The organism is Streptomyces xylophagus (genome assembly GCF_000716435.1).
Lineage (GTDB): Bacteria > Actinomycetota > Actinomycetes > Streptomycetales > Streptomycetaceae > Streptomyces > Streptomyces xylophagus.
Genome location: NZ_JNWO01000004.1, coordinates 271,289 through 290,183, shown reverse-complemented (window position 1 = coordinate 290,183; position 18,895 = coordinate 271,289). Strand labels below are relative to the sequence as shown.

15 protein-coding genes are annotated in these 18,895 nt (G+C 69.2%); 9 read left to right on the top strand and 6 right to left on the bottom strand.

Annotated features, from left to right (window positions below; all coding sequences use genetic code 11):
• The first annotated feature begins 282 nt into the window (after positions 1-282).
• The 3 genes from OO70_RS10790 to OO70_RS52255 are packed head-to-tail and all read left to right on the top strand — an operon-like array spanning position 283 to position 2,309.
• Positions 283-1,038, top strand: coding sequence for a hypothetical protein (locus tag OO70_RS10790; RefSeq protein ID WP_158711438.1), 756 nt, complete (start codon positions 283-285; stop codon positions 1,036-1,038).
• Between the two features lie 38 nt (positions 1,039-1,076).
• On the top strand, positions 1,077-2,054 hold the full coding sequence (locus tag OO70_RS10785; RefSeq protein WP_051741057.1) for a ComEC/Rec2 family competence protein: 978 nt from the start codon (positions 1,077-1,079) through the stop codon (positions 2,052-2,054).
• A gap of 6 nt (positions 2,055-2,060) precedes the next feature.
• On the top strand, positions 2,061-2,309 hold the full coding sequence (locus tag OO70_RS52255) for a KTSC domain-containing protein (RefSeq protein WP_324604847.1): 249 nt from the start codon (positions 2,061-2,063) through the stop codon (positions 2,307-2,309).
• A 633-nt stretch (positions 2,310-2,942) separates the two neighbouring features.
• On the opposite strand, the gene OO70_RS10775 is transcribed toward OO70_RS52255, so the two are convergent.
• On the bottom strand, positions 2,943-3,695 hold the full coding sequence (locus tag OO70_RS10775; RefSeq protein ID WP_043667459.1) for a DUF4232 domain-containing protein: 753 nt from the start codon (positions 3,693-3,695) through the stop codon (positions 2,943-2,945).
• Between the two features lie 202 nt (positions 3,696-3,897).
• On the opposite strand from OO70_RS10775, the gene OO70_RS10770 reads away from it, so the two are divergent.
• From OO70_RS10770 to OO70_RS10755, 4 genes are all read left to right on the top strand, one after another.
• Positions 3,898-5,193 carry a helix-turn-helix domain-containing protein gene (locus OO70_RS10770; protein ID WP_043667458.1) on the top strand — a complete coding sequence of 432 codons (1,296 nt, stop codon included), beginning with the start codon at positions 3,898-3,900 and terminating at the stop codon, positions 5,191-5,193.
• Between the two features lie 182 nt (positions 5,194-5,375).
• A complete protein-coding gene (locus OO70_RS10765) occupies positions 5,376-5,744 on the top strand; it encodes an STAS domain-containing protein (RefSeq protein ID WP_043667456.1) in 369 nt (122 codons plus the stop codon).
• Between the two features lie 64 nt (positions 5,745-5,808).
• Positions 5,809-6,555, top strand: coding sequence for a GAF and ANTAR domain-containing protein (locus OO70_RS10760; RefSeq protein ID WP_043667454.1), 747 nt, complete (start codon positions 5,809-5,811; stop codon positions 6,553-6,555).
• The gene (locus tag OO70_RS10755; protein WP_043667450.1) at positions 6,552-7,328 is read left to right on the top strand and encodes a GAF and ANTAR domain-containing protein; all 777 of its coding nucleotides are present in this window, start codon (positions 6,552-6,554) and stop codon (positions 7,326-7,328) included. Before OO70_RS10760 ends, OO70_RS10755 begins: the two co-directional genes overlap by 4 nt.
• Before the next feature lie 18 nt (positions 7,329-7,346).
• Here OO70_RS10755 and OO70_RS10750 read toward each other — a convergent pair whose 3' ends face one another.
• The gene (locus OO70_RS10750) at positions 7,347-8,396 is read right to left on the bottom strand and encodes an acyl-CoA desaturase (protein ID WP_407702761.1); all 1,050 of its coding nucleotides are present in this window, start codon (positions 8,394-8,396) and stop codon (positions 7,347-7,349) included.
• A gap of 281 nt (positions 8,397-8,677) precedes the next feature.
• Between OO70_RS10750 and OO70_RS10745 the strand changes: the two genes are divergently transcribed.
• A complete protein-coding gene (locus OO70_RS10745; protein ID WP_043667447.1) occupies positions 8,678-9,037 on the top strand; it encodes a hypothetical protein in 360 nt (119 codons plus the stop codon).
• A 63-nt stretch (positions 9,038-9,100) separates the two neighbouring features.
• On the opposite strand, the gene OO70_RS10740 is transcribed toward OO70_RS10745, so the two are convergent.
• The 3 genes from OO70_RS10740 to OO70_RS10730 all read right to left on the bottom strand — a co-directional run bounded on the left by OO70_RS10740 (position 9,101) and on the right by OO70_RS10730 (position 16,994).
• Positions 9,101-13,936: a DNA repair ATPase gene (locus OO70_RS10740; RefSeq protein WP_043667444.1), complete on the bottom strand. Its 4,836-nt coding sequence runs from the start codon at positions 13,934-13,936 to the stop codon at positions 9,101-9,103.
• A gap of 96 nt (positions 13,937-14,032) precedes the next feature.
• Positions 14,033-16,213, bottom strand: coding sequence for a flotillin family protein (locus OO70_RS10735; RefSeq protein WP_043667441.1), 2,181 nt, complete (start codon positions 16,211-16,213; stop codon positions 14,033-14,035).
• A 148-nt stretch (positions 16,214-16,361) separates the two neighbouring features.
• A complete protein-coding gene (locus tag OO70_RS10730; RefSeq protein WP_043667438.1) occupies positions 16,362-16,994 on the bottom strand; it encodes a hypothetical protein in 633 nt (210 codons plus the stop codon).
• A gap of 244 nt (positions 16,995-17,238) precedes the next feature.
• Between OO70_RS10730 and OO70_RS10725 the strand changes: the two genes are divergently transcribed.
• Entirely contained in the window at positions 17,239-18,297 is a 1,059-nt protein-coding gene (locus tag OO70_RS10725; RefSeq protein WP_043667436.1) for a PucR family transcriptional regulator, read from the top strand.
• 129 nt (positions 18,298-18,426) lie between these two features.
• Here the strand turns inward: OO70_RS10725 and OO70_RS10720 are convergent, their stop codons facing one another.
• On the bottom strand, positions 18,427-18,768 hold the full coding sequence (locus tag OO70_RS10720) for an SCO5918 family protein (protein ID WP_043667433.1): 342 nt from the start codon (positions 18,766-18,768) through the stop codon (positions 18,427-18,429).
• Positions 18,769-18,895 lie beyond the last annotated feature (127 nt).

The window sequence follows — 18,895 nt, the reverse complement described above, 5'->3', positions numbered from 1 at the left end:
GTGGTCTACTCCTTTTGTCTGCCCTGAGTCTGACGGAGCGTGAGGAGTTGTCGGCCTGTGCGGCTACTGTGTGCGCGGTAGTTGGCCGAAAGCACGGGGATGCAGAGGCCGTCTCTTCGTGTGATGCGCCAACGCGCCTGGAAGCCAAGGAACCTACGTGCGATACGAGATCGACCTTCTCTCGATCGAGGAGGAGCTCAAGGGCAGCGACGCCACAACTGTTTGGTGTGGCAGTGGGTGCAGATGCCGCCGTGTGCAGATTGCCGCTGGGGGTGCCTGACCGTGGTGTGGCTCGACGAGTACGAACGCCGGGCGAGACTCATACCGGGACTGTTGGCGATCTTTCCATTGGCGATCCTGCTCTCGGTGCTGAGCTTGCGCCAACTCCCCACGGTCTCTTACGCCATGGGCGCGGCGGCCGTCATCGGTATGCCCGTAGTAGTGGCCGACATAGTTCGTCAGCGTGGCCGGAAGACCGAGAAGACCCTTTGGGCCAGCTGGGGCGGCCCGCCAACTACGGCCTGGTTGAGGCTGCGGGATTCCTCGGACAACGAGGTGCAGCGGGACCTCTGGCGCAAGGCAGTTGCGGAAGTGTCTGGCGTAGAGCTTCTGAGCCTACGGGCTGAGCGTGCGAATCCATCGCGAGCCGACCAGGCGATTGCAACCGCCGTCGGCCAGGTGCGGGATCGCACGCGGGACACGGCGAAGTTCAAGCTGTTGTTCAACGAGAACCGTAACTACGGGTTTGCACGCAACTTGTACGGAGTTCGCTGGATTGGTCGTGGCATCAGCCTCGGCGGAGTCATGGTTGTAGGCGCCTACATGGCATGGGTGTCGCTTGGGCGGCACCAGGACGGCATTACAGCCGAGAGCCTGTTCGGCGTGGCTTCGTGCCTCGCATTCTTTGTCTACTGGTGTGTTTGGCCGTCTCCAGGGCGGGTGCGAGAAGCCGCCAACAAATACGCCCAGCAACTGTTGCAGTCTGCGGTCACTTTGAAGGGTGAAGCTCCTGCGGCTGCGTCGAATCCGAACGCGTAAGTGTGCATGACCTTGAACGGAGTAGTGGAACACCCGTGATGAAGATTCATTTCCTAAATGTGGGGCACGGAGACTGCACGATCGTGGAGTTGCCCTCGGGCAGGATCATGATGATCGACATAAACAATTCTAAGAGCCTGCCCGAAGCGGATGAAGAGGCATTGGCCGAGAGTAGCGGGGTATCGCTTTATGATTTCCGCTACCGCCGATCCCAGCTAGTCAAAGGAGAGTTTCGCTCCTGGGAGGACTACTACAAGTCCTTGCTGGTCGACCCAGCTGACTACTTTAAGGACAACTTCTCGGGCAAGAGCCTCTTTCGCTACATCCAGACACATCCCGACATGGACCACATGAGCGGCCTGCATCGCCTCTTCTGGCAAGACAAAGTTACTGTTGAAAATTTCTGGGATGTAGACCACGACAAGGAGTTGGAGGAGTCTGGATTCGACAAGAGCAAGTATGCGTATGTCGACTGGCTGGTGTACAAGTGTCTGCGTGGCGGAGTTGGTCCGGACGACACTAAGCAAAAGGTGCTGAATAACCTGCGAGGGGCTTCAGCTCAATACTGGGCTGACGACAACATCGAGATCCTGTCGCCAACGCAAGAGCTGATCGACGGCTGTTCTGTAAGCGGCAGCTACAACGACTGTTCCTATGTTCTGAAGCTCACGCACGCCGGCCGTACGGTGATCCTGCCGGGTGATGCCGAATCGGCAGCTTGGAAGTCAATCTTGGACACCCCTGGGGAAGACGCGATCAAGTGCGACATCCTCAAGGCATCGCACCATGGTCGGGAATCCGGCTATCACGAGGAGGCCGTCGAGGCCATGTCGCCGGAGGTCGTGATCTGCTCGGTCGGCAAGAAACCCGGGACCGATGCCTCCGACGAGTACAAGGGCCACGGTGCCAAGGTGCTCTCAACCCGGTACAACGGCACTATTACCGTCAAGATTTGGGATGACGGCGACGTGTGGGTGCAGAACCACAAGGGGGAGGACATTCACACGATCGACTAGGGCAAGTTGAAGCCAGACAGGTGGATATCTGAGGGAGGGGTCTTGCAGCGACAGTCCGTCGCCTCAAGTAACGTTGCTTCTGTGGGCTATGCCCTTGAAGGTTCGATTCTTGAAGTTGGGTTCCACAGTGGAACCGTTTATCAATACTACGGTGTTCCGCAGTCGGTATATACCGCATTCATGAATGCTCCAAGCAAAGGCCGCTACCACGCTCGCTTCATCAGAGACAGGTATCGTTTTCGACGAGTGGCGTGAGAGGGCTACTCGCTCCCTCGCTTGCTTCTACGCTCGCCTCGGCTCTGGGTACTTGCTTCAGGAGCGGCCTCGTTTACAGTTTCCACTCCCGTGGCCTGCTGCCCAAGGATGCTCGCAATAGCAGTCCTCCGCTCGCGGAGTCGCTTCTCTTCGGCGTCTAACTCAGCCATGGCTTTCTGTTGAACGGTCTCGTCTTCCAGATCCGTACGGGGACACGTTGATGCACGAGCAGGCGGCCGCGGCCGCCCTCAAGGAGATCCACGGCTTGAGGCGGAGTTGCGCTGATGAGCGTCAGCTCGCTGCGCTGGGCGATCTCACAACGATGATGGAAGAGTGCGCGGCTACCCCAGGCAGCTACTTGTGGTTCGCGGGCGACTGAAGCTCTCGCCAGCTTGCCGGGTGAGTGTCTAACTGCGTGACAACGCTGACGAACACCGGCGGACGAGCGCGGACGCCAGCGGACCGTCAACCCAGTTGAGAGGCAGACCAGCCCAAGGCAGAGCCCCCACCCAAGTTGCCTCGGGACGAAGAGGTCGTGGGTTCAAATCCCGCCACCCCGACAGCCAAATAGCAGTTCAGAGGGCCGGTACTGGAATCCAGTACCGGCCCTCTGGCGTTCAACGTCACCGGCTCTCAGTACGTCAACGCATCCTGCACATCCGAAACCCAGTAAGTAACCCGCAGCGAGTCATCCACATACACCCCCTTCGCCGGCAGGCTCGGTGTGGCCGCCGGGCTGATGCTGTTGTTGTTGCGGTCGAAGAAGTAGACGGAGAGGGACTTGGCGGTGCGGCCGTTGGTGCCGGTGCCGTCGTCGCCGGCGGCGAGGGCCACGCCGGCGTAGCCGGACTCGCCCGGGGCGAGGGTGGTCACCGCCTGGGGCTGGGAGTCCTCCATGACCGGCGGTACGGACTGGGCGTCGTCGAAGTTGACGGCCGGGTAGTAGTAGAGGTCGCAGGTCTTGGAGCCGGTGTTGGTGACGGTGAGCAGCATGTGGTTGATGGGGCGGGTGACCGTCTGTGCCGTCGTCTTGGTGTTGGCGCCGCTGCACGGGACCCTGCTCGCGGAGGTGCCCGAGCCGGAGGAGCTCGTACCGGAAGAACCTGTACCCGAGCCCGAGCCCGAGCCCGAACCGCCGCTCGTCTTGCTCCCGCCCGTCGTGGAACCACCCGACTTCGAGCCGCCGGTCTGCGCCGTCCCCGTCCCACCGGTCTTCGTCCCGGACGGTGCCTGCGTCGTCACCGACGAAGAGGAGGACTGCGGGGTCGCCGCGCCCTCGTCCTGTACTCCCAGCTTGTCGTTGCAGGCGGTGAGCGAGAGTGCGGCGAGCGCCACGGTGGCGGCGGCAAAGAGGCGGGTGCGGGGACGGGCCGTGAACGCGGACATGGTGGTGATCCTTTTCGGAGAGGTGGGAAGTAGCCGGCCGCCGACCCGTCGGCGGGTGGCGTGCTTTGATGACCGCAGCTTGTGCCGCTTTCCGTCCCACCCGCTACGACAGCCGGGATCTACGGGAACCTGGAACGTTCGCACCGGCTCTTACCTGGGGGAACAGTGACTCCCTGGAACGCGGAACTGGGATGGGGGCAGGGTGGCGACGCCTGAGGAGACGGCCGATTTCGCGGCGCTGATCCGGGAGTTGAAGGACCGGTCGGGGCTGAGCTACGGCGTACTCGCGAAGCGGCTGCACATGAGTACGTCGACGCTGCACCGCTACTGCAACGGCGACGCCGTACCCACGGAGTACGCCCCCGTGGAGCGGTTCGCCCGGCTCTGCAAGGCCACCCCGGAGGAACTCGTCGAGGCCCACCGCCGGTGGATCCTGGCCGACGGCGCCCGTCAGCGGGAGCGGAAGTCCGCCACGACGGCCAACGTGACGGACAACGCCCCCGCCGTCACACCGCCCGCGCCCGGCCCGGAGGCGGCCCTCACCCCCACCCCCGAAGTCAGCCAACCCGCCGCCCCCAAGCCCGCCGTACGCAACCGCCGCCGTACCGCACTCTTCGCGGCCGCCGCCGTCGCCGTGGTCCTCGCCGCCACCGTGCTCGTGCCCCGGCTGGTGTCCGGTGGCGGGGGTGACGACCGGAAGCAGGAGGCCGGGTCCGTGACCTCCACCGGGCGTGGGACCACATCACCGTCCGCATCGCCGAAGTCGTCCGCCTCGGCCTCCTCCTCACCTTCCCGCAGCGCGAGTCCCTCCGAGTCCGCCAGGGCGAAGAACGGGGCGTCCGCCTCCGCGAGCGCGAAGGCCGGCGGAGGTGCCGCGGACGTGGCGGCCGACGTTCCGCTGACGGTGACCACCCGGCCGTACGCCTGGGAGAGTCCGTGCAGTCAGACTTACCTGGTCGACGAGGACGCGGGGAAGGTGCCGCCGCCGCCCACCGAGCAGGACGCGCCGAGTTGGGTGAGCGCGCTGGGTGCCGTGTCCGCCGACAGTCAGTATCTCGAGCTCACCGTGCAGGGCAGCGGTCAGGACACCGTGGTGCTCAACAGCCTGAATGTGCGGGTGGTCGAGAGCGCGGCGCCGGTCGCCTGGAACGCGTACACGATGGGGTACGTGGGGGTCGGCTGCGGTGGCGGGGTGCCCACGCACTCCTTCGACGTCGGGCTGGACGCGAGCCGGCCGGTGGCCACGCCGAAGTCCGGGCAGACGGGGCTGCCGTACAAGGTGAGCGAGAGCGATCCCGAGGTCCTGTACATCACGGCCGCCGCGTCGTCCCACGATGTGCGCTGGTATCTGGAGCTGGCGTGGACCAGCGGCAGCCGGCACGGCGTGCTGCGCATCGATGACCAGGGGAAGCCGTTCCGCACCAGCGGCATGTCCGGACGTCCGCGCTTCGGCTATTCACTGGACAAGAGTGAGTGGGTAACGGCCCAGTCCGACTGAAGTATGGGCAAGGGACGACATCGGCACCGGGTGGACGGGAAGGGCTGCCGGCGCGTCCCTTCCCGGCGATACGCTGGCCGTACGGCAGCCCGAGCCCCCGGCCCTCTCCGTGCAGTCCCCGTTCGCGCAACTGAGGCTCTGCGCAAGGCGAAAGCCATCCACTCACCGGGGAGTTGGGGCACATGGGCCCACATCCTGACCTGTTCGACGAACTACGAGTGGTCCGGGCGGGCGGCGAGCTGGATCTGACCACCGCGCCCGCCTTCGCGCGTGAGCTGAAGGCGGCCCGGCACGGGACGGGGCGGCTCTACGTCATCGTCGACCTGCTCGGCGTGACCTTCATGGACGGCAGTGTGCTGGACCCGCTGTGCGCGGCGTGGGAGGAGTGTCGTGAGCGGCTCGGCTGGCTGCGGGTCGTCCACGTCCGCCCGGGGCCCGCGCTCGTGTTCCGGGCCAGTGGTCTGCAGGAGCGGTTCCCGCGGTACGCGAGTGCCCGGGACGCCTGGCGGGGTGTGCCCGCCGACCGCGCGGTGGAGCGCCGGGCCACGTAGTGTACGGCGGAAGCCGGTCGGCGCCTCGTCTCGAAGCGCCCCGGCCGCCGCGGAACGGAGCTCGGTGATCAGCGACGGCATGGCCGAAGTCCTGCGGTCACTGCGCCTGGACGCGGGCGGCGATCCGGCGCAGGCCTGTGCCCGGGTGCTGGGTGCCGAGGGTGTCGCGCTGTCGCTGCTGGTCGGCGCCGACCGTACGGCGGAGCCGCTGTGGTGCCATCCCGAGCTGAGCGCCCGCTTCGAGGAACTCCAGTTCACGCTGGGCGAGGGCCCTGGCCCGGACGCAGTCCGCACCGGTTCGCCGGTGCTGGAACCGGACCTGGAGCGGGTGCGCCCCGAGCGGTGGCCCGTACTGCTGCCGGCCGCGCGGGACATGGGTGTCCAGGGGGTGTGCGGGTTCCCGCTGGGCATCGGCGCGATCCGGGTCGGCGTGCTGACCGTACTGTGCGACGGGGACCGGCGGATCAGCGAGCAGCAGTTCACGGACGCCACCGCTCTGGCGGCCGTACTGACGGGCGCGTTCCTCAACGGAAACGGGCACGTAAACGGAACCGCGCCCGGGCCGGACAGGATGCCGGCGTGGCCGACCGGGCTGAACCGGCCGGTCGTGCACCAGGCCACCGGGATGATCAGTGTGCAGCTGGGGGTGTCCATACAGGAGGCCCTGCTGCGTCTGCGGGCACACGCTTATGGCAGTGAACGCCCCCTCGGGGAGGTCGCGGAGGACGTGGTCGCCCGCAGGCTCCGTTTCGGGGGCGAATTGGACGACGATATAAGCGGGCCGTATTCGCCCGAAGGTGGAAAGGGATGATCGCCATGGCCCGCGAACAGCGTCTGGCCGAAATCTTCGTGGAGGTCGCGGACTCCCTGGTCGAGGACTTCGACGTCATCGACCTGCTGCAGCGGCTGTCCTCGCGCTGTGTGGAGCTGCTCGACGTGTCGGCGGCCGGGATCCTGCTCGTGGACGCGCACGGCGAGCTGCAGATCATCGCGGCCTCGGACGAGCACACCCGGCTGCTGGAACTCTTCGCGCTCCAGCACGACCAGGGTCCGTGCGTCGAGTGCTACCGCTCCGGCGCCGCCCGCACCAACATCGACCTGACGCGGCCGGAGACGACCGCCGCCTGGCCGCGGTTCGCGGCGCAGGCCCGCGAGACGGGGTACGTCATCACGCACGCGATCCCGCTGCGGCTGCGCAACCGGGTCGTCGGCGCGCTCAACCTCTTCCAGACCGGCGCGCACCGTCTCGGCGACGGCGACATCGCGCTGGCCCAGGCCCTCGCCGACGTGGCGACCATCGCCGTACTCCAGCAGCGCACGCTGGAGCAGTCGCACGTCGAGAACAGCCAGCTGCAGACCGCGCTGACCAGCCGCATCCTCATCGAGCAGGTCAAGGGCGTGCTGGCCGAGCGCTGGAACACGTCCGTCGACGACGCCTTCGCCGCGTTCCGGTCCTACGCCCGCTCCCGCCAGCTGCGGCTGTCGGATCTCGCGGCCCGCATCATCGGCGGCGACTTCGACACCCGGATGATCCCGCCACCGCCGTCGGCGACGGGCGGGCGACCGGAGGAGCGGCGCGCCTGACTCTCGCCGGCGTCTGCGTCACGCCCGCCGCGCCGCGACCCGGTCCGGGGTCGGCCAGTGGACGTCGTAGACCCAGCCGGCGCGTTCCATGAGGCGGATGACGGCGGCGGACGGGTCGATCTGGCCGCGGTCGACGCCGTGGCGGGCGCTGGTGGGGTCGGCGTGGTGGAGGTTGTGCCAGCTCTCACCGAAGGAGAGCAGGGCCAGCGGCCACAGGTTGGTGGCGCGGTCGTGGCGGCGGGTGCGGAAGGGGCGCTCACCGATCATGTGGCACAGCGAGTTGACGCTCCAGGTGACGTGGTGGAGCAGCGCGATACGCACAAGTCCCGCCCACAGCAAGCCTGTTACGCCGTACAGCCAGCTGCCGCCGATCGCCCAGCCGAGCCCGAACGGCAGCGCGAGGGTGAGCAGGCACAGCCACGGGAAGGCGCGGGAGACGGCCCGGATGTCGGGGTCGGCGAGGAGGTCGGGGGCGTAACGCTCGGGCGGTGTCTCCTCGTTGCGGAACAGCCAGCCGACGTGGGCGTCCACCAGTCCGTGCAACTGGCCCCACAGATGGGTGCCGTAGCGGTACGGCGAGTGCGGGTCGCCGGGCCGGTCGGTGAAGGCGTGGTGGCGGCGGTGCGTGGCGACCCAGCCGATGACATCGCCCTGGAAACTCATCGACCCGGCCACCGCGAGAGCGACGCGGACGGGGCGGACGGCGCGGTACGAGCCGTGGGTGAGCCCGCGGTGGAAGCCGACCGTGACGCCGAGACCGGTGATCGTGTAGAAGACGACCGCGAGCACGATGTCGAGGGGGTGGATGAGCCGCCCCCACAGCAGCCAGCCGGCCAGGCCGAGCCCCAGGAACGGCAGCACGACGATCGCCGCCGTGACGCTCACGTATATCCGCGCCGCGCCGTCGCGCACGGACGGCAGACCCTCGTCGGGCGGGAAGGGGGAGGTGCCGTCGTAGGACGGGGGTGGGGGGTAGGTGTCCGGGAAAAGTGTGTCACATTCCTCAGAAGTGTCACACTTTTTCGGGGCAGGGGGTGGGAGTGGAGGTGGGGTGGAAAGGGTCGTCATGCCGGACTCCTGAGCCTCGCTGCGAATGGCGCGGCCGGGGTCACGGGCTGCCCCTGTGAAGGGAACGCGAGGACAGGACGCCGGACCGGACACCGGCACGTCAAGAGCCCTCGGTACGTCCACGGTACTCCCGCGCGCGTCGGAACGGACCGGGCCGGAGCACCCGGCCTCCGCGTTGACACGAACCGTCGCCGGACGTTGACTGGCAGCACGGCGCAGGGCAGTGGCCGGTACACGGACGATCCCCAAAACGCCGTCAGGCGGAACGGAAGCGACTCCCGATGATGTACGACCAGACGCGCGCCCAACAACCCGCGGGCCAGAACCGGGTCCCGTCCGAACGCCGCACCCCGGGCCCGGAACCGCTGCTCCCGTCGAGTGAACGGGACAAGGTCCTCCAGCGCCTCCGGCACGCCCTCAACACCTTCGCCGACACCCCGCGCGATGCCCTGGAGGAGGCGGAGAGCGCCTACGACGAGGCCACCGCCCAGCTGGTCACCGCCCTCGCGGCCCGCCGGGACCTCCTCCGCGCCGGGTGGGCGGACCAGGACCCCGAGTCCGCGTCCGAGTCCCAGTCCGACGAGTTCCGGAACGCGCTGCGGCAGTACCGCGAGCTCACGCAACGGCTGCTTCAGCTGTAGCCGGTCCTGCGGCAGGTCGGCGGTCGTCACCCCGGGCCCGGCTTACGGGCAGGTCGGCGGCCGTCAACCTTGGCCGCTCGCCCGGGTGATCGCCGACTCCACCGCTCCGACCCGCTCGGCCAGCAGCCCGAGGGCCGCCACCGCGCGGGTCAGCGGGTCGCCCTCTTCCAGGGATCGCGACCGCGCGTACGACGCCTTCAACTCGTCCCAGCGCACGGCCTGTTCGTCGGTCAGGGTGCCGCGCAGCTCCGCCAGTTTCAGCAGGTTGGCCTCGGCGCCGGTCGCCAGCGTCTGCGCCTCGGCGGTGTAGTGGTCGTCCAACACCGCCGACAGTTCACGGGAGTTCATCACCGGGTCGATGCGCTGGGCGACGCGGTTCATGGTGCGGTACGACCCCTGGAGCCGGAACGGCGGTTCCGTGCGGGCCGATTCCGGCATCGCGGCCGACGCCATGTACGCGGCGTTGACCGCGAGCACAGTGTCCCGGGCGGTGATGAGGTGCCTCAACACCCCTATGATCCGGGCCAGTTCGGCGGGAGCGCAGGAGTACGACAGCCGGTCCGCGCGGGCGCTCGCGTCGCCCTCCGCGAGCCGGATCAGCAGGTCCAGGTCGGCACGGTCGCGGCCGGCCAGCGGGGCCAGCACGGGGTTCGAGGTCAGCGCGTTCTCCAGGAAACTCCGGGCGAACACCGCCTCCTTGCCGGTCAGGACATCGCCGAGGTTCCAGACGTCGGCACGGTTCGCGAGCATGTCGGGCACCTGGAAACGCCCGCCCGACTCGGTGTACGGGTTGCCGGTCATGCAGACCGCGAACCGCTTCCCCCGTAGGTCATATGTGCGCGGCGCCCCTTCCCACACGCCCTCCACGCGCCGGGTGGCATCGCACAACGGGATGAATTTCTGGAGGAGTTCGGGCGAGGTGTGCTGGATGTCGTCGAGGTGGAGCAGCACGTTGTTGCCCGCCGCGAGCGCGAAGTTGACCTTCTCCACCTCCTGGCGGGCGGTCGCGTTCGGCGCCTCGGCGGGGTCGAGGGACGTGACCCCCTGCCCAAGGGCCGGACCGCTCACCTTGACCAGCACAAGCCCGAGCCGGTCGGCGACGTACTCCATGAGGGTCGTCTTGCCGTACCCCGGCGGCGAGATCAGCAGCAGCAGACCGCCGCTCGTGTCGGTGCGTCCCCCCTCCCCCGTCGTACCGATCTGCCGCGCCAAGTTGTCGCCGATCAACGGCAGATACACCTCGTCGACCAGCCGCCCCCGCACGAAGGACGACATCACCCGCGGCCGGTACTCGTCGAGGCGCAGGCGTGCGCGTTCCGCCGCGACCAAGGCGGTACGACGACGCTGGTACGCGCGATGCCCGGGGACGTCCACCGCCCTGAACTCCCAGGTACGGGCGAGGAGTTCGTCGACCCGGAGCGACAGGGACCCGGCCTCGATCCGCGGGTGCGTGCCCAGCAGTCCCCCGACCGTCTCCGTCAGTCGCGCGTCCGACTCGTACCGCGGTGCGTCCGGGCAGAGTTCGGCGGCCACCGCCTCCGCGAGGTCCCCCGGATCGACCTCCGTGCCGGACGCCGCCGTGTACGCCGTCAGCCACGCCTCCACGAGCTGGCGGCGCGCGGTCAGGTCGTCGAGAGCCGAGACGTCCTCGTCGTACGCCGAACTCCCCACCGCCCGCCGGAACTTGTCGAGCAGAGTGCGCGCGCCCGCACTGATCACAAACCCCTCGGGGCCGGTGGTCAGCTCGTCGAAGAGGTACACGGCCGCGGACTCGCCCGTCTCCCCGACCGACTCCACCGACTCCGCCAACTCCGCCCGGAAATCCGCGACGGCCGACGTCGGTCCGAACGTGTCGCGGGCCCGCGCGAGCGACCTCGCCCGGCGCGTCCAACTCGCCCGCTCCTCCGGGCTCGTGCCGTGCGTCCAGAACAGCAACGCCCTTGCCCGGGCGCCCGGTTCGTGGCGCAGCAGGCCCGCGCTCTCGTACCGGCGGAGCAGGGCGGCGAGGATCGCGGTCGCGTCGTGGTCGTGCACGCCGCGTTCGTAGCCTTCGTCGTACGACTGCTGCGCGGCCCGGCGGACCAGGGCCGCGAGGTCGGGTTCCTGGGCGAGGGCCTGTGCGCCGTGTTCGTCGAGGAGGCGGGCGGCGAGGTGTTCCGCGCGGTAGACCCGTGGCGACTCGGAGGGCAGTGGACGGTCCCAGAACCTGCGGGTGTCCGCGAACTCCGGGTCGCTGACCGGTGTTCGGTAGTCCGTGCCGGTGAGGGCGAAGGCCAGGCCGTCGCCGGACGGGACCAGGGTGAGGTCGAGGGGCTCGGTGTTCACGGCGAAGCGGTGCCGGCCGAGACGGAGAGTCCGGCCGCCGTCGGTGTAGAGGTCGGTGCGGTCGCGCAGGGCACGGACCGCCTCCTCACGGGCCGACGCGAGCCGGCCGGTCAGCTCCTCCGCCCTCACCTGGTCGCCCAGGTCCCGCAATTGGCCGACCGTGCGGCGGATCTTCGTCACCATCGGGTCAGAGGCGAAATACGTACTGACCGCGTCGGCGTCGGCGAGCGTGGCCGCCCGACGCCCCACGGTCTCCAGGACCCGGGTCGCCGAGGCCGCCAACTGCTCTGCCCTGCACGCGCGTTCGTCGGCCAGGGTCTGCTTGCGGGCCGAGAAGGTCTCGTAGATCTCGGCGCGTTTGCCGGTCAGTTCGGCGAGGAAGTCGTCGAAGTCCGTGAAGCGGGCTTCCAGGTTCTCCAACTGCACGAGCAGTCGGGCGAGTTGGGTGTCGCAGGCCTCCGGTGTCGCCGCGTCCGCCAGCGCCCCCGTCACCGACTGGCCCAGCAGCGCGAACTCGGCCGCGAACTCCGCCCTGCCCTCCCGGTCCTGGAGTTCCCTGCGCCGGGCGTCCAGCGTGGCGCGGGCCCGGTTGATCCCGCCGAGCACCTCGGCGACCCGCTCCAGGATCGACGTACGGACCGTGGCGTCACCGATCTCGAGACCGGCGACCACCTCGGTCACCGTCCGCAGCCCGTCGGTGAGTTCGTCGAGCCGGGCAGCCACCGGCACCGACTCGGCGACCGTCCCCAGCGCCCCGGCCTCCCCCACCAGGTCCTCGACCAGCTCGTGATGCCCGGCGAACGCGTCCTCGCGCGCCAGGAACGCCACCGCCCGCTGCCCGAACGCCCCGAGATCCGCCTCCGCCCCGGCCGCCAGCTCGTCGATCCGCGCGGTGTCCGCGTACCGCATCTCCTTCAACGTCAGCAAATGCCCCTGCGCACGCCGGAGTTCGCTGAGCCCCGCCACCCAGCCCGCGGCATCCGGCGGCACCTCACCCCGCAACCGCCGTACGAGCCCGGTGAGTTGGTCAGTCGCATCGGCGAGGGCGTCGGCGGCCCGGCCAGTGAGGGTCCGGACGGTCTCGAACTCACTCAACACCTGTTCCGCCGTGACCCGCACGTCCTCCAACGGGCCGCCCAGATCGCCGAGTTCGGCGTCCCCGAGCCAGTGGTACGAATCCGCCGCCCGGACACACGCGGCGACCAGCGCCTCGTACACCTCCGCCGTGGGTTCCATCCCCGCGACCGCGCCCGTGAGCGACAGACAGTCGGAGATCCCGCGCACGAGATCGGCGTTCCCGACGCGGAACAGCGGCCCGGAGCCGACGAGTTGTGCGGCGGCGTGCGTGTCGGAGACATACGGAGTACGCCAGAGCTGCACCGGATGGACACGGGCCGCCTCCCCATCGCCCCCACGAGCGCGCAGCACCATCAGCGTGCCGTCGTCGAAGAGCGCCCAACCCTGCCCGGACAGCGGGTTCGCGACCTCCTTGCGGATCATGTTGTACGGCAGCAGGAGGCTCCGCCCCGGCACCCGCGCCCGGTACGCGAACAGCACGTCCTCGCCGTTGGGCGAGCGGACCACCCGCTCCAACTCCAGCCCGGCGATGTCCGTTTCGAAGGTCTTGTACACCCCCGTGGCCAGGCAGTACCCGCCCGGGAACACGATCCCCTGCTCCTCCGGCAGCCGCCGGCACGACAGCCCGATCCCGTCGAGCCGTACGACACCCTTGGTCAGCGTGTTGAAGACCAGGTAGCGGTGGGCCTCCTCCTTGTAAGGGCGAATGTCGACGAGTACCAGCGCACCCACCCGCGCGTACGCGATCTCCGCGTCGGCCGGCGACTGCAGCGGCTCGTCCACCGGTTCGGAGTAAATCCCCTCCGCTGTCTCGGTGTTGTCCTCCACCTTGACGGTGAGGGTGCCGCCGACCGTGTCGACGTACAGCCCGTCCTGGATCCGGAGGTGCGGATGCCGGCCGGGGACGAGGTCCTCGCGGGTGGTCTCCGTCCAGTCGATGTCGTACGACGGCGGGAGGACGTGGTCGCGTTCGCCGTGCGCATCGAGGAAGGTCGCCGTCCGGCCGTCGTCCGTGAGTGCCCAGCGCAGGACCCGGATGTCGTCGGCCTTCTCGCCGGTCCGGAAGACGGCCAGCAACTTGCCGTCGGTGCGGCGGAGTTGGAGCAGGGTGGCCTGGCGGTAGTAGCGGTGGAGGGCGGCGAACTCCCGCACGAAGTCCGGGTCGTCGAGGAGTCCAGGTACGGCGTTCTCGGGCAGCCGGTGCTGGTCGTGGCGGTCGTGCAGGGTGAGGACGTCGGCCACCGTCGTGTCCCGGGTGATGCCGAGGGAGACCTGGTGGCCGAAGAGCAGCGCGTCTCCTACGGCGACGATGTCCCTCGGCGCGGCCGGGTGCTCGGTGTTCAGGCGTTCGGTGCCGGTGAGTTCGAGGCGGGTCGAGCCGAACTCCTCGGTGCGGCGGGCGTTGAGTGCTTCCGCGCGGCGGGCGAGTTCGGCGGCCTGTGCGGCGAGGCGGTCGCGCAGGACCTCGTAGGTGCCGGTGTCCAGGCCGGTCGTCATGGTCCCTCTCAAGATCTCGGGGGGTGTTGGGTCCGGAACTGCCGTCCCCTGTGCGGCAGTTCCGGACCGTCTGTGGGGCCGGGCCTCGGCCAGGTGTCAGGCCTTCGCCGGGTGGCCGTTGAGCGCGGCCAGCGGGGTGTCCGCCAGGCCCAACTCACCGGCCTTGTCCAGCAGTTGCCGTATCTGACCGGCGTTCGCGGTGTCCGAGCGCATCAGCTTCATCAGCAGCGCGGACACGGTGAGGTTCTGCACGTCGGCCGTGGAGACCGAGCCGAGGACGCGGCCGAGGTCGTCGGCGATGTTCGACGTGCCGTCCAGCCAGGGACGCGCCAACGCCTGGGCCGTCTCGGAGTTCTGGACAAAGCCGTCGACGCTCCGGCCGAACGAGATCGACGAGATCAGCCGGTCGAAGAAGACCGAGTCGCCGCCGACGATGTCGATGTCGGCGTTCTCCAGACCGGTCGCGAGGACCGTGGCCTGCGCCTCCGCGACCTGCCGCTGTACGTCGAGCCCGGCCAGCCGGATCTCCTTCTCGGCCTGCAACCGCAGCCGGTACTCCTCGTGGCCGCGCGAGGCGTCGTCGAGGGCGGCCATCGCGGCGGCCTTCTCGGTGAGGCCCTCCGCCTCGGCCTTGAGCTTCTCGCCGATGCCGGTGGCTTCCGCGAGCGCGTTCGCCCGTACGCCCTCGGCCTGCGCGAGCACCTTCGCCTGCGCGCCCTCGGCCTCCGCGAGCGCGTTCGCCCGCACGCCCTCCGCCTGCGCGAGCACCTTCGCCCGGGTGCCCTCGGCCTCCGCCCGCAGCCGGGCCTCGGTGCCTTCCGCCTCCGCGCGCAGCCGCGCCCCCGTGGCCTCGGCCTCTGCGCGGCCGGCCTTCACGGTGACCTCGGCCTCCTTGTCGCGGACCTGGACCTCGGCGAGTCCGGCCGCCGCCGCCTCCGCCTGGATGCCCTCGGCGAGTCGCAGCTTGGCGCGGGCGTCGAGGTCGGCGGACTTCAACCGGGCCTCGGCGAGGGTGAGTTGCTCACCGGCGCGGTGCTTGGCGGCGGCCTCCGCTGCCTCGGCCCCCTTGATGTCCTTGACCAGCTTCTCCTGCGCCTCCGCCTCTGCGGCGATGATCACGGCCTGCCGGGTGCGCTCGGCCTCCTCGACCACCCGCAGCTTCTTGATGGCCTCCTCCTGTTCGGCGACCGTGCGGTCCACCGCGATCCGCTCCCGGACCACGTCCGCGACCTCGCGCCGCTCCGCCTCGACCTCCTTGTCGCGGGCGATCCCGGACAGGCTCGTCTCCCGTTCCCTGGCGATGACTTCGAGGAGGCGGTCCTTCTCGATGCGCTCGTTCTCGACCGCGATGACCCGCTCGCGGTTCTTCTGCGCCACGGCGATCTCGCGGGCCTGGTTCTCGCGCTGGACGCCGAGTTGCTCCTCGGTACGGAGGAACGCGGCCTGCGCGCCCAGCCGTTCCTCCTCCTGCACCTTCGCGGTGGCGGCCTCCTCGCGCGCCCGCAGGACCTCCACCTCACGGCGCTGCTTGATCTCCGCCTCGGCCTGCCGGCGTTCCAGCTCCAGGATGGTCTCCCGGGCGTCGACGTTCTGCCGGGTGATCTCCTTCTGCTCGGTGCGCTGGAACTCGTTGGTGCGGACGTGCTCGATGGTCGTCAACTCGGTGATCTTGCGGATGCCCTGCGCGTCGAGGATGTTCTGGTTGTCGAGCTGGGTCATCGGTGTCTGTTCGAGGAAGTCGATGGCCGCGTCGTCGAGGTGGTAGCCGTTGAGGTCGGTGCCGATGACCTGGATGATCCGGTCCCGGAACTCCTCGCGCTTGGTGTAGAGATCGACGAAGTCCAGCTGCTTGCCCACGGTCTTGAGCGCCTCGGAGAACTTCGCGGCGAAGAAGTCCTGGATCGCCACCGGGTCGCTCGCGGTCTGGGTGCCGATGGCCTGCGCGACCTTGATGACGTCCTCGACGGTCTTGTTGACCCGCACGAAGAAGCTGATGTGGATGTCGGCGCGGATGTTGTCCTGGCAGATCAGGCCCTCGCGCCCGGTGCGGCGGATCTCGATCGTCTTCACCGAGATGTCCATGAACTCGGCCTTGTGCAGCACCGGCAGGACTACGGCGCCGGTGAAGGTGACGTCGACCTTCTTCGTCTTGGAGACGATCAGTGCCCGCCCCTGCTCCACCTTCCGGAACAGCCGGCCGACCACCAGGAGCAGGGTGAGCGCGATGAGCAGGACAACGGCGACGAACACACCGATGCCCACGGTGATGGCGTTCATGACATGGGTCCTCGAAGGATGAGAAGGGTGATGAAGCGGGGTGCGGGCCAACAGGCGTGGGCCAACGAGCGTGGGCCGACAGGCGTAGGCCAACAGTCGTGGGCCCACACGCGTGGGCAACGGCCGTAGACCAACAAGTGTTGGCGGCCTACCCCGGGTTGCCGCCTGGGCCGGTCCGTGGGTCCAGCGCGCTGTCGTAGGGCGCGACCCAGAAGAACTCGCCGGTCTCGTCGTAGGCGTAGAGCAGTCCGGTGCTGCCACTGGCGAGGGCCTCGTTGCCCGTCTGCCGGACCTGGACCACCGCGGCCGAGCCGTCCGCCGCCCTGACCTCGGCCTGTCCGAACCCCTCGTCCACCCGCCCGGTGCGGATGGTGCAGGTCAGCCCGACGAAGTCCAGCCGGGACGGCCCGTGTTCGTCGGGGAACAGGCGGTGCAGGGGTCGTACGAGCAGCTTGGTCGTCTGCCAGGAGACGTACACCGTGCCGATCAGCACGGCCACCCCGACCAGGACGCCCACCGGGCCCGAAGGCACGAACAGCACGCTCGCGCAGAAGCTGATCAGCCAGCCGACGGCGACGAACAGCGAGAAGGCGAAGGTCACCGGGACCCCGCCGAGCCACCGGCCGTCGACGTGCGCACGGGAGTGGAGGTGCACGTGGGCGTGTCCGTGCGCGTCGGCCGCGCCGAGCGCGACCAGCAGCCAGTAGAGGACGACCACGACGAGCGCCGCGGTGAAGACGATCGCGGGAAAACCGGTCGCGGCAGCGATGAACGCCCCCATGATCCCGGCCCCCCGTTCCCTCACTCGCCCCAACCAGCCGACGGGGATGCGCGGTTCGCGGTCCTGGTGCCGGAAACCTGCCGGTGTCCGGCACCGGAACCTTCCGCGGTGCTCCCCTGGCGCCATGGTGCACGCGGGGTGCACGCCCGCGCATTGCCGGAACCCGGCAGTGTTCATTAGGGTCTTGATGCCGGTGACGCGCTAAGAAAGCGTCACCAGGGCGTCAAGAAAACAGGGGGCGGCGTTGCCGGAGCGCGGAATACCTGAGCAGTATCTGGCGGGGTACGCGCAGCTCCTGGCGGAGGTCTCCGTCACCGGACGGCGCCTGACCCGGGCCGAGTTGGAGACCCGCCGCGCCCTCGGCGAACACGCGGCCGAGGCCGGGCACGAACTGCGTGCCCTGGTCAACGCCCATCTCGCGGCCACCCGCGCCGCCTGGCCGGAGACCCCCAAATCCGCCGACTGCACACTCGCCGCGGTGCAACAGGCCGTCGACGCCTTCGCCGAGGGCTACGAACGCGCGCAGCGCCTCGCCGTACGCCAGGAGGAGGCGGCCCGGCGGGAGTTCATCGACGACCTCCTCTACGGCCGCAGCGACCTGGGCCGGCTCGCCGAACGCGCCGAACGCTTCGGGCTGCGCCTCTCCCACACGCACGCCGTCGCCGTGGTCCAGGGCCCGACGCCGTACGACGAGAGCGCGCCGGTGCCGCGTCAGGTGGAGCGCGCGATGATCAGCCGTTTCGGTGACCGCAACATCCTGCTCACCACGAAGGCCGGCCGGATGCTGTGCGTCGCGCCCGGCGACCAGGACGACGTCCTCACTCACTTCGCCAAGCAGTCGTACGCCGCCGCCGAGGGTGCCCGCGCGGCGATCGGCCGGCCGCAGCCGGGTGCGGGCGGGGTCGTCCAGTCGTACGAGGAAGCCCTGAACACTCTCGAACTGGCCGAGCGGCTCAACCTGGAGGGCCCCCTCCTGCGCGCCGCCGACCTGCTGGTCTATCCGGTGCTCACGCGCGACCGGCAGGCCATGGCCGATCTGGTGCTCGACGCGCTGGGCCCGCTCACCAAGGCGCGCGGCGGTCCGCGCCCGCTGCTGGACACCCTCTCGACGTACTTCGACTGCGGCTGTGTGGCCGCGGAGGCGGCCCGCCGGCTCTCGTTGAGCGTGCGCGCGCTGACCTACCGGCTGGAGCGCATCCACCAGTTGACGGGCGCGGACCCGGCGAATCCCGGCCAGCGGTACATGCTGCAGACGGCGGTGATCGGGGCCCGCTTGCTGGACTGGCCCGAGAAGGAGCTGTGACGCGCACCGAAGCCGGCACAGAACGTGCACGGAAAGCGGGGGTCGGCACAGAGAAAAGCGACCCCGCGCCCGGATGAACGTCGGCGGCGTGGTCGCTTGGGGCTGTGCGGAGGTGTGGGGGCGGAGGCGTCAGCCCAGGGTGGTACCGATGTACGACGTCGACTCGGGGCCGGAGTCCGTGGAATCAGCGGAGTCCGCAGAAGGAGCGGCGGGCGCGGGGGCCGGCGGCGCGGGCGGCGTCTCGTGGCAGGTGAAGCCGAGCCGGGTGAGGGCCCTTGTCACCTCGAAGGCGGTGAAGTCACGGCGATCCTGCTTGGTGATCACCTCGCCGACCTGCTTCACCGGGTACAGCTTGCGACTGATGACGGCGCAGGGGCCGGTGACGGGCTGCTCCGGGCGGATGCCCTTGAGCATCTCCTCCACCTCGCTCTTCGTCAGATCGAAGGGGTAACGGGCGATCACGCAGCGCATGGTGCCTCACCTAGGGGTGCGAGCGGGCGGAGAGGGGAGGATTTCTCCGCGGGGAATGCGGAAGAACGGCCGAAGAACGGTGGGTGACCGAAGAACGGCAAGTAAATGAGCAGATACGAAAAGGAGC

Excerpts from the sequence above, each read along its gene's own strand:
- OO70_RS10785 (WP_051741057.1), top strand. The coding sequence starts at position 1,077 with ATGAAGATTCATTTCCTAAATGTGGGGCACGGAGACTGCACGATCGTG.
- OO70_RS10755 (WP_043667450.1), top strand. The coding sequence starts at position 6,552 with ATGATCGCCATGGCCCGCGAACAGCGTCTGGCCGAAATCTTCGTGGAG.
- OO70_RS10750 (WP_407702761.1), bottom strand. The coding sequence starts at position 8,396 with ATGACGACCCTTTCCACCCCACCTCCACTCCCACCCCCTGCCCCGAAA.
- OO70_RS10735 (WP_043667441.1), bottom strand. The coding sequence starts at position 16,213 with ATGAACGCCATCACCGTGGGCATCGGTGTGTTCGTCGCCGTTGTCCTG.
- OO70_RS10740 (WP_043667444.1), bottom strand. The coding sequence starts at position 13,936 with ATGACGACCGGCCTGGACACCGGCACCTACGAGGTCCTGCGCGACCGC.
- OO70_RS10765 (WP_043667456.1), top strand. The coding sequence starts at position 5,376 with ATGGGCCCACATCCTGACCTGTTCGACGAACTACGAGTGGTCCGGGCG.
- OO70_RS10775 (WP_043667459.1), bottom strand. The coding sequence starts at position 3,695 with ATGTCCGCGTTCACGGCCCGTCCCCGCACCCGCCTCTTTGCCGCCGCC.
- OO70_RS10730 (WP_043667438.1), bottom strand. The coding sequence starts at position 16,994 with ATGGGGGCGTTCATCGCTGCCGCGACCGGTTTTCCCGCGATCGTCTTC.
- OO70_RS10720 (WP_043667433.1), bottom strand. The coding sequence starts at position 18,768 with ATGCGCTGCGTGATCGCCCGTTACCCCTTCGATCTGACGAAGAGCGAG.
- OO70_RS10745 (WP_043667447.1), top strand. The coding sequence starts at position 8,678 with ATGATGTACGACCAGACGCGCGCCCAACAACCCGCGGGCCAGAACCGG.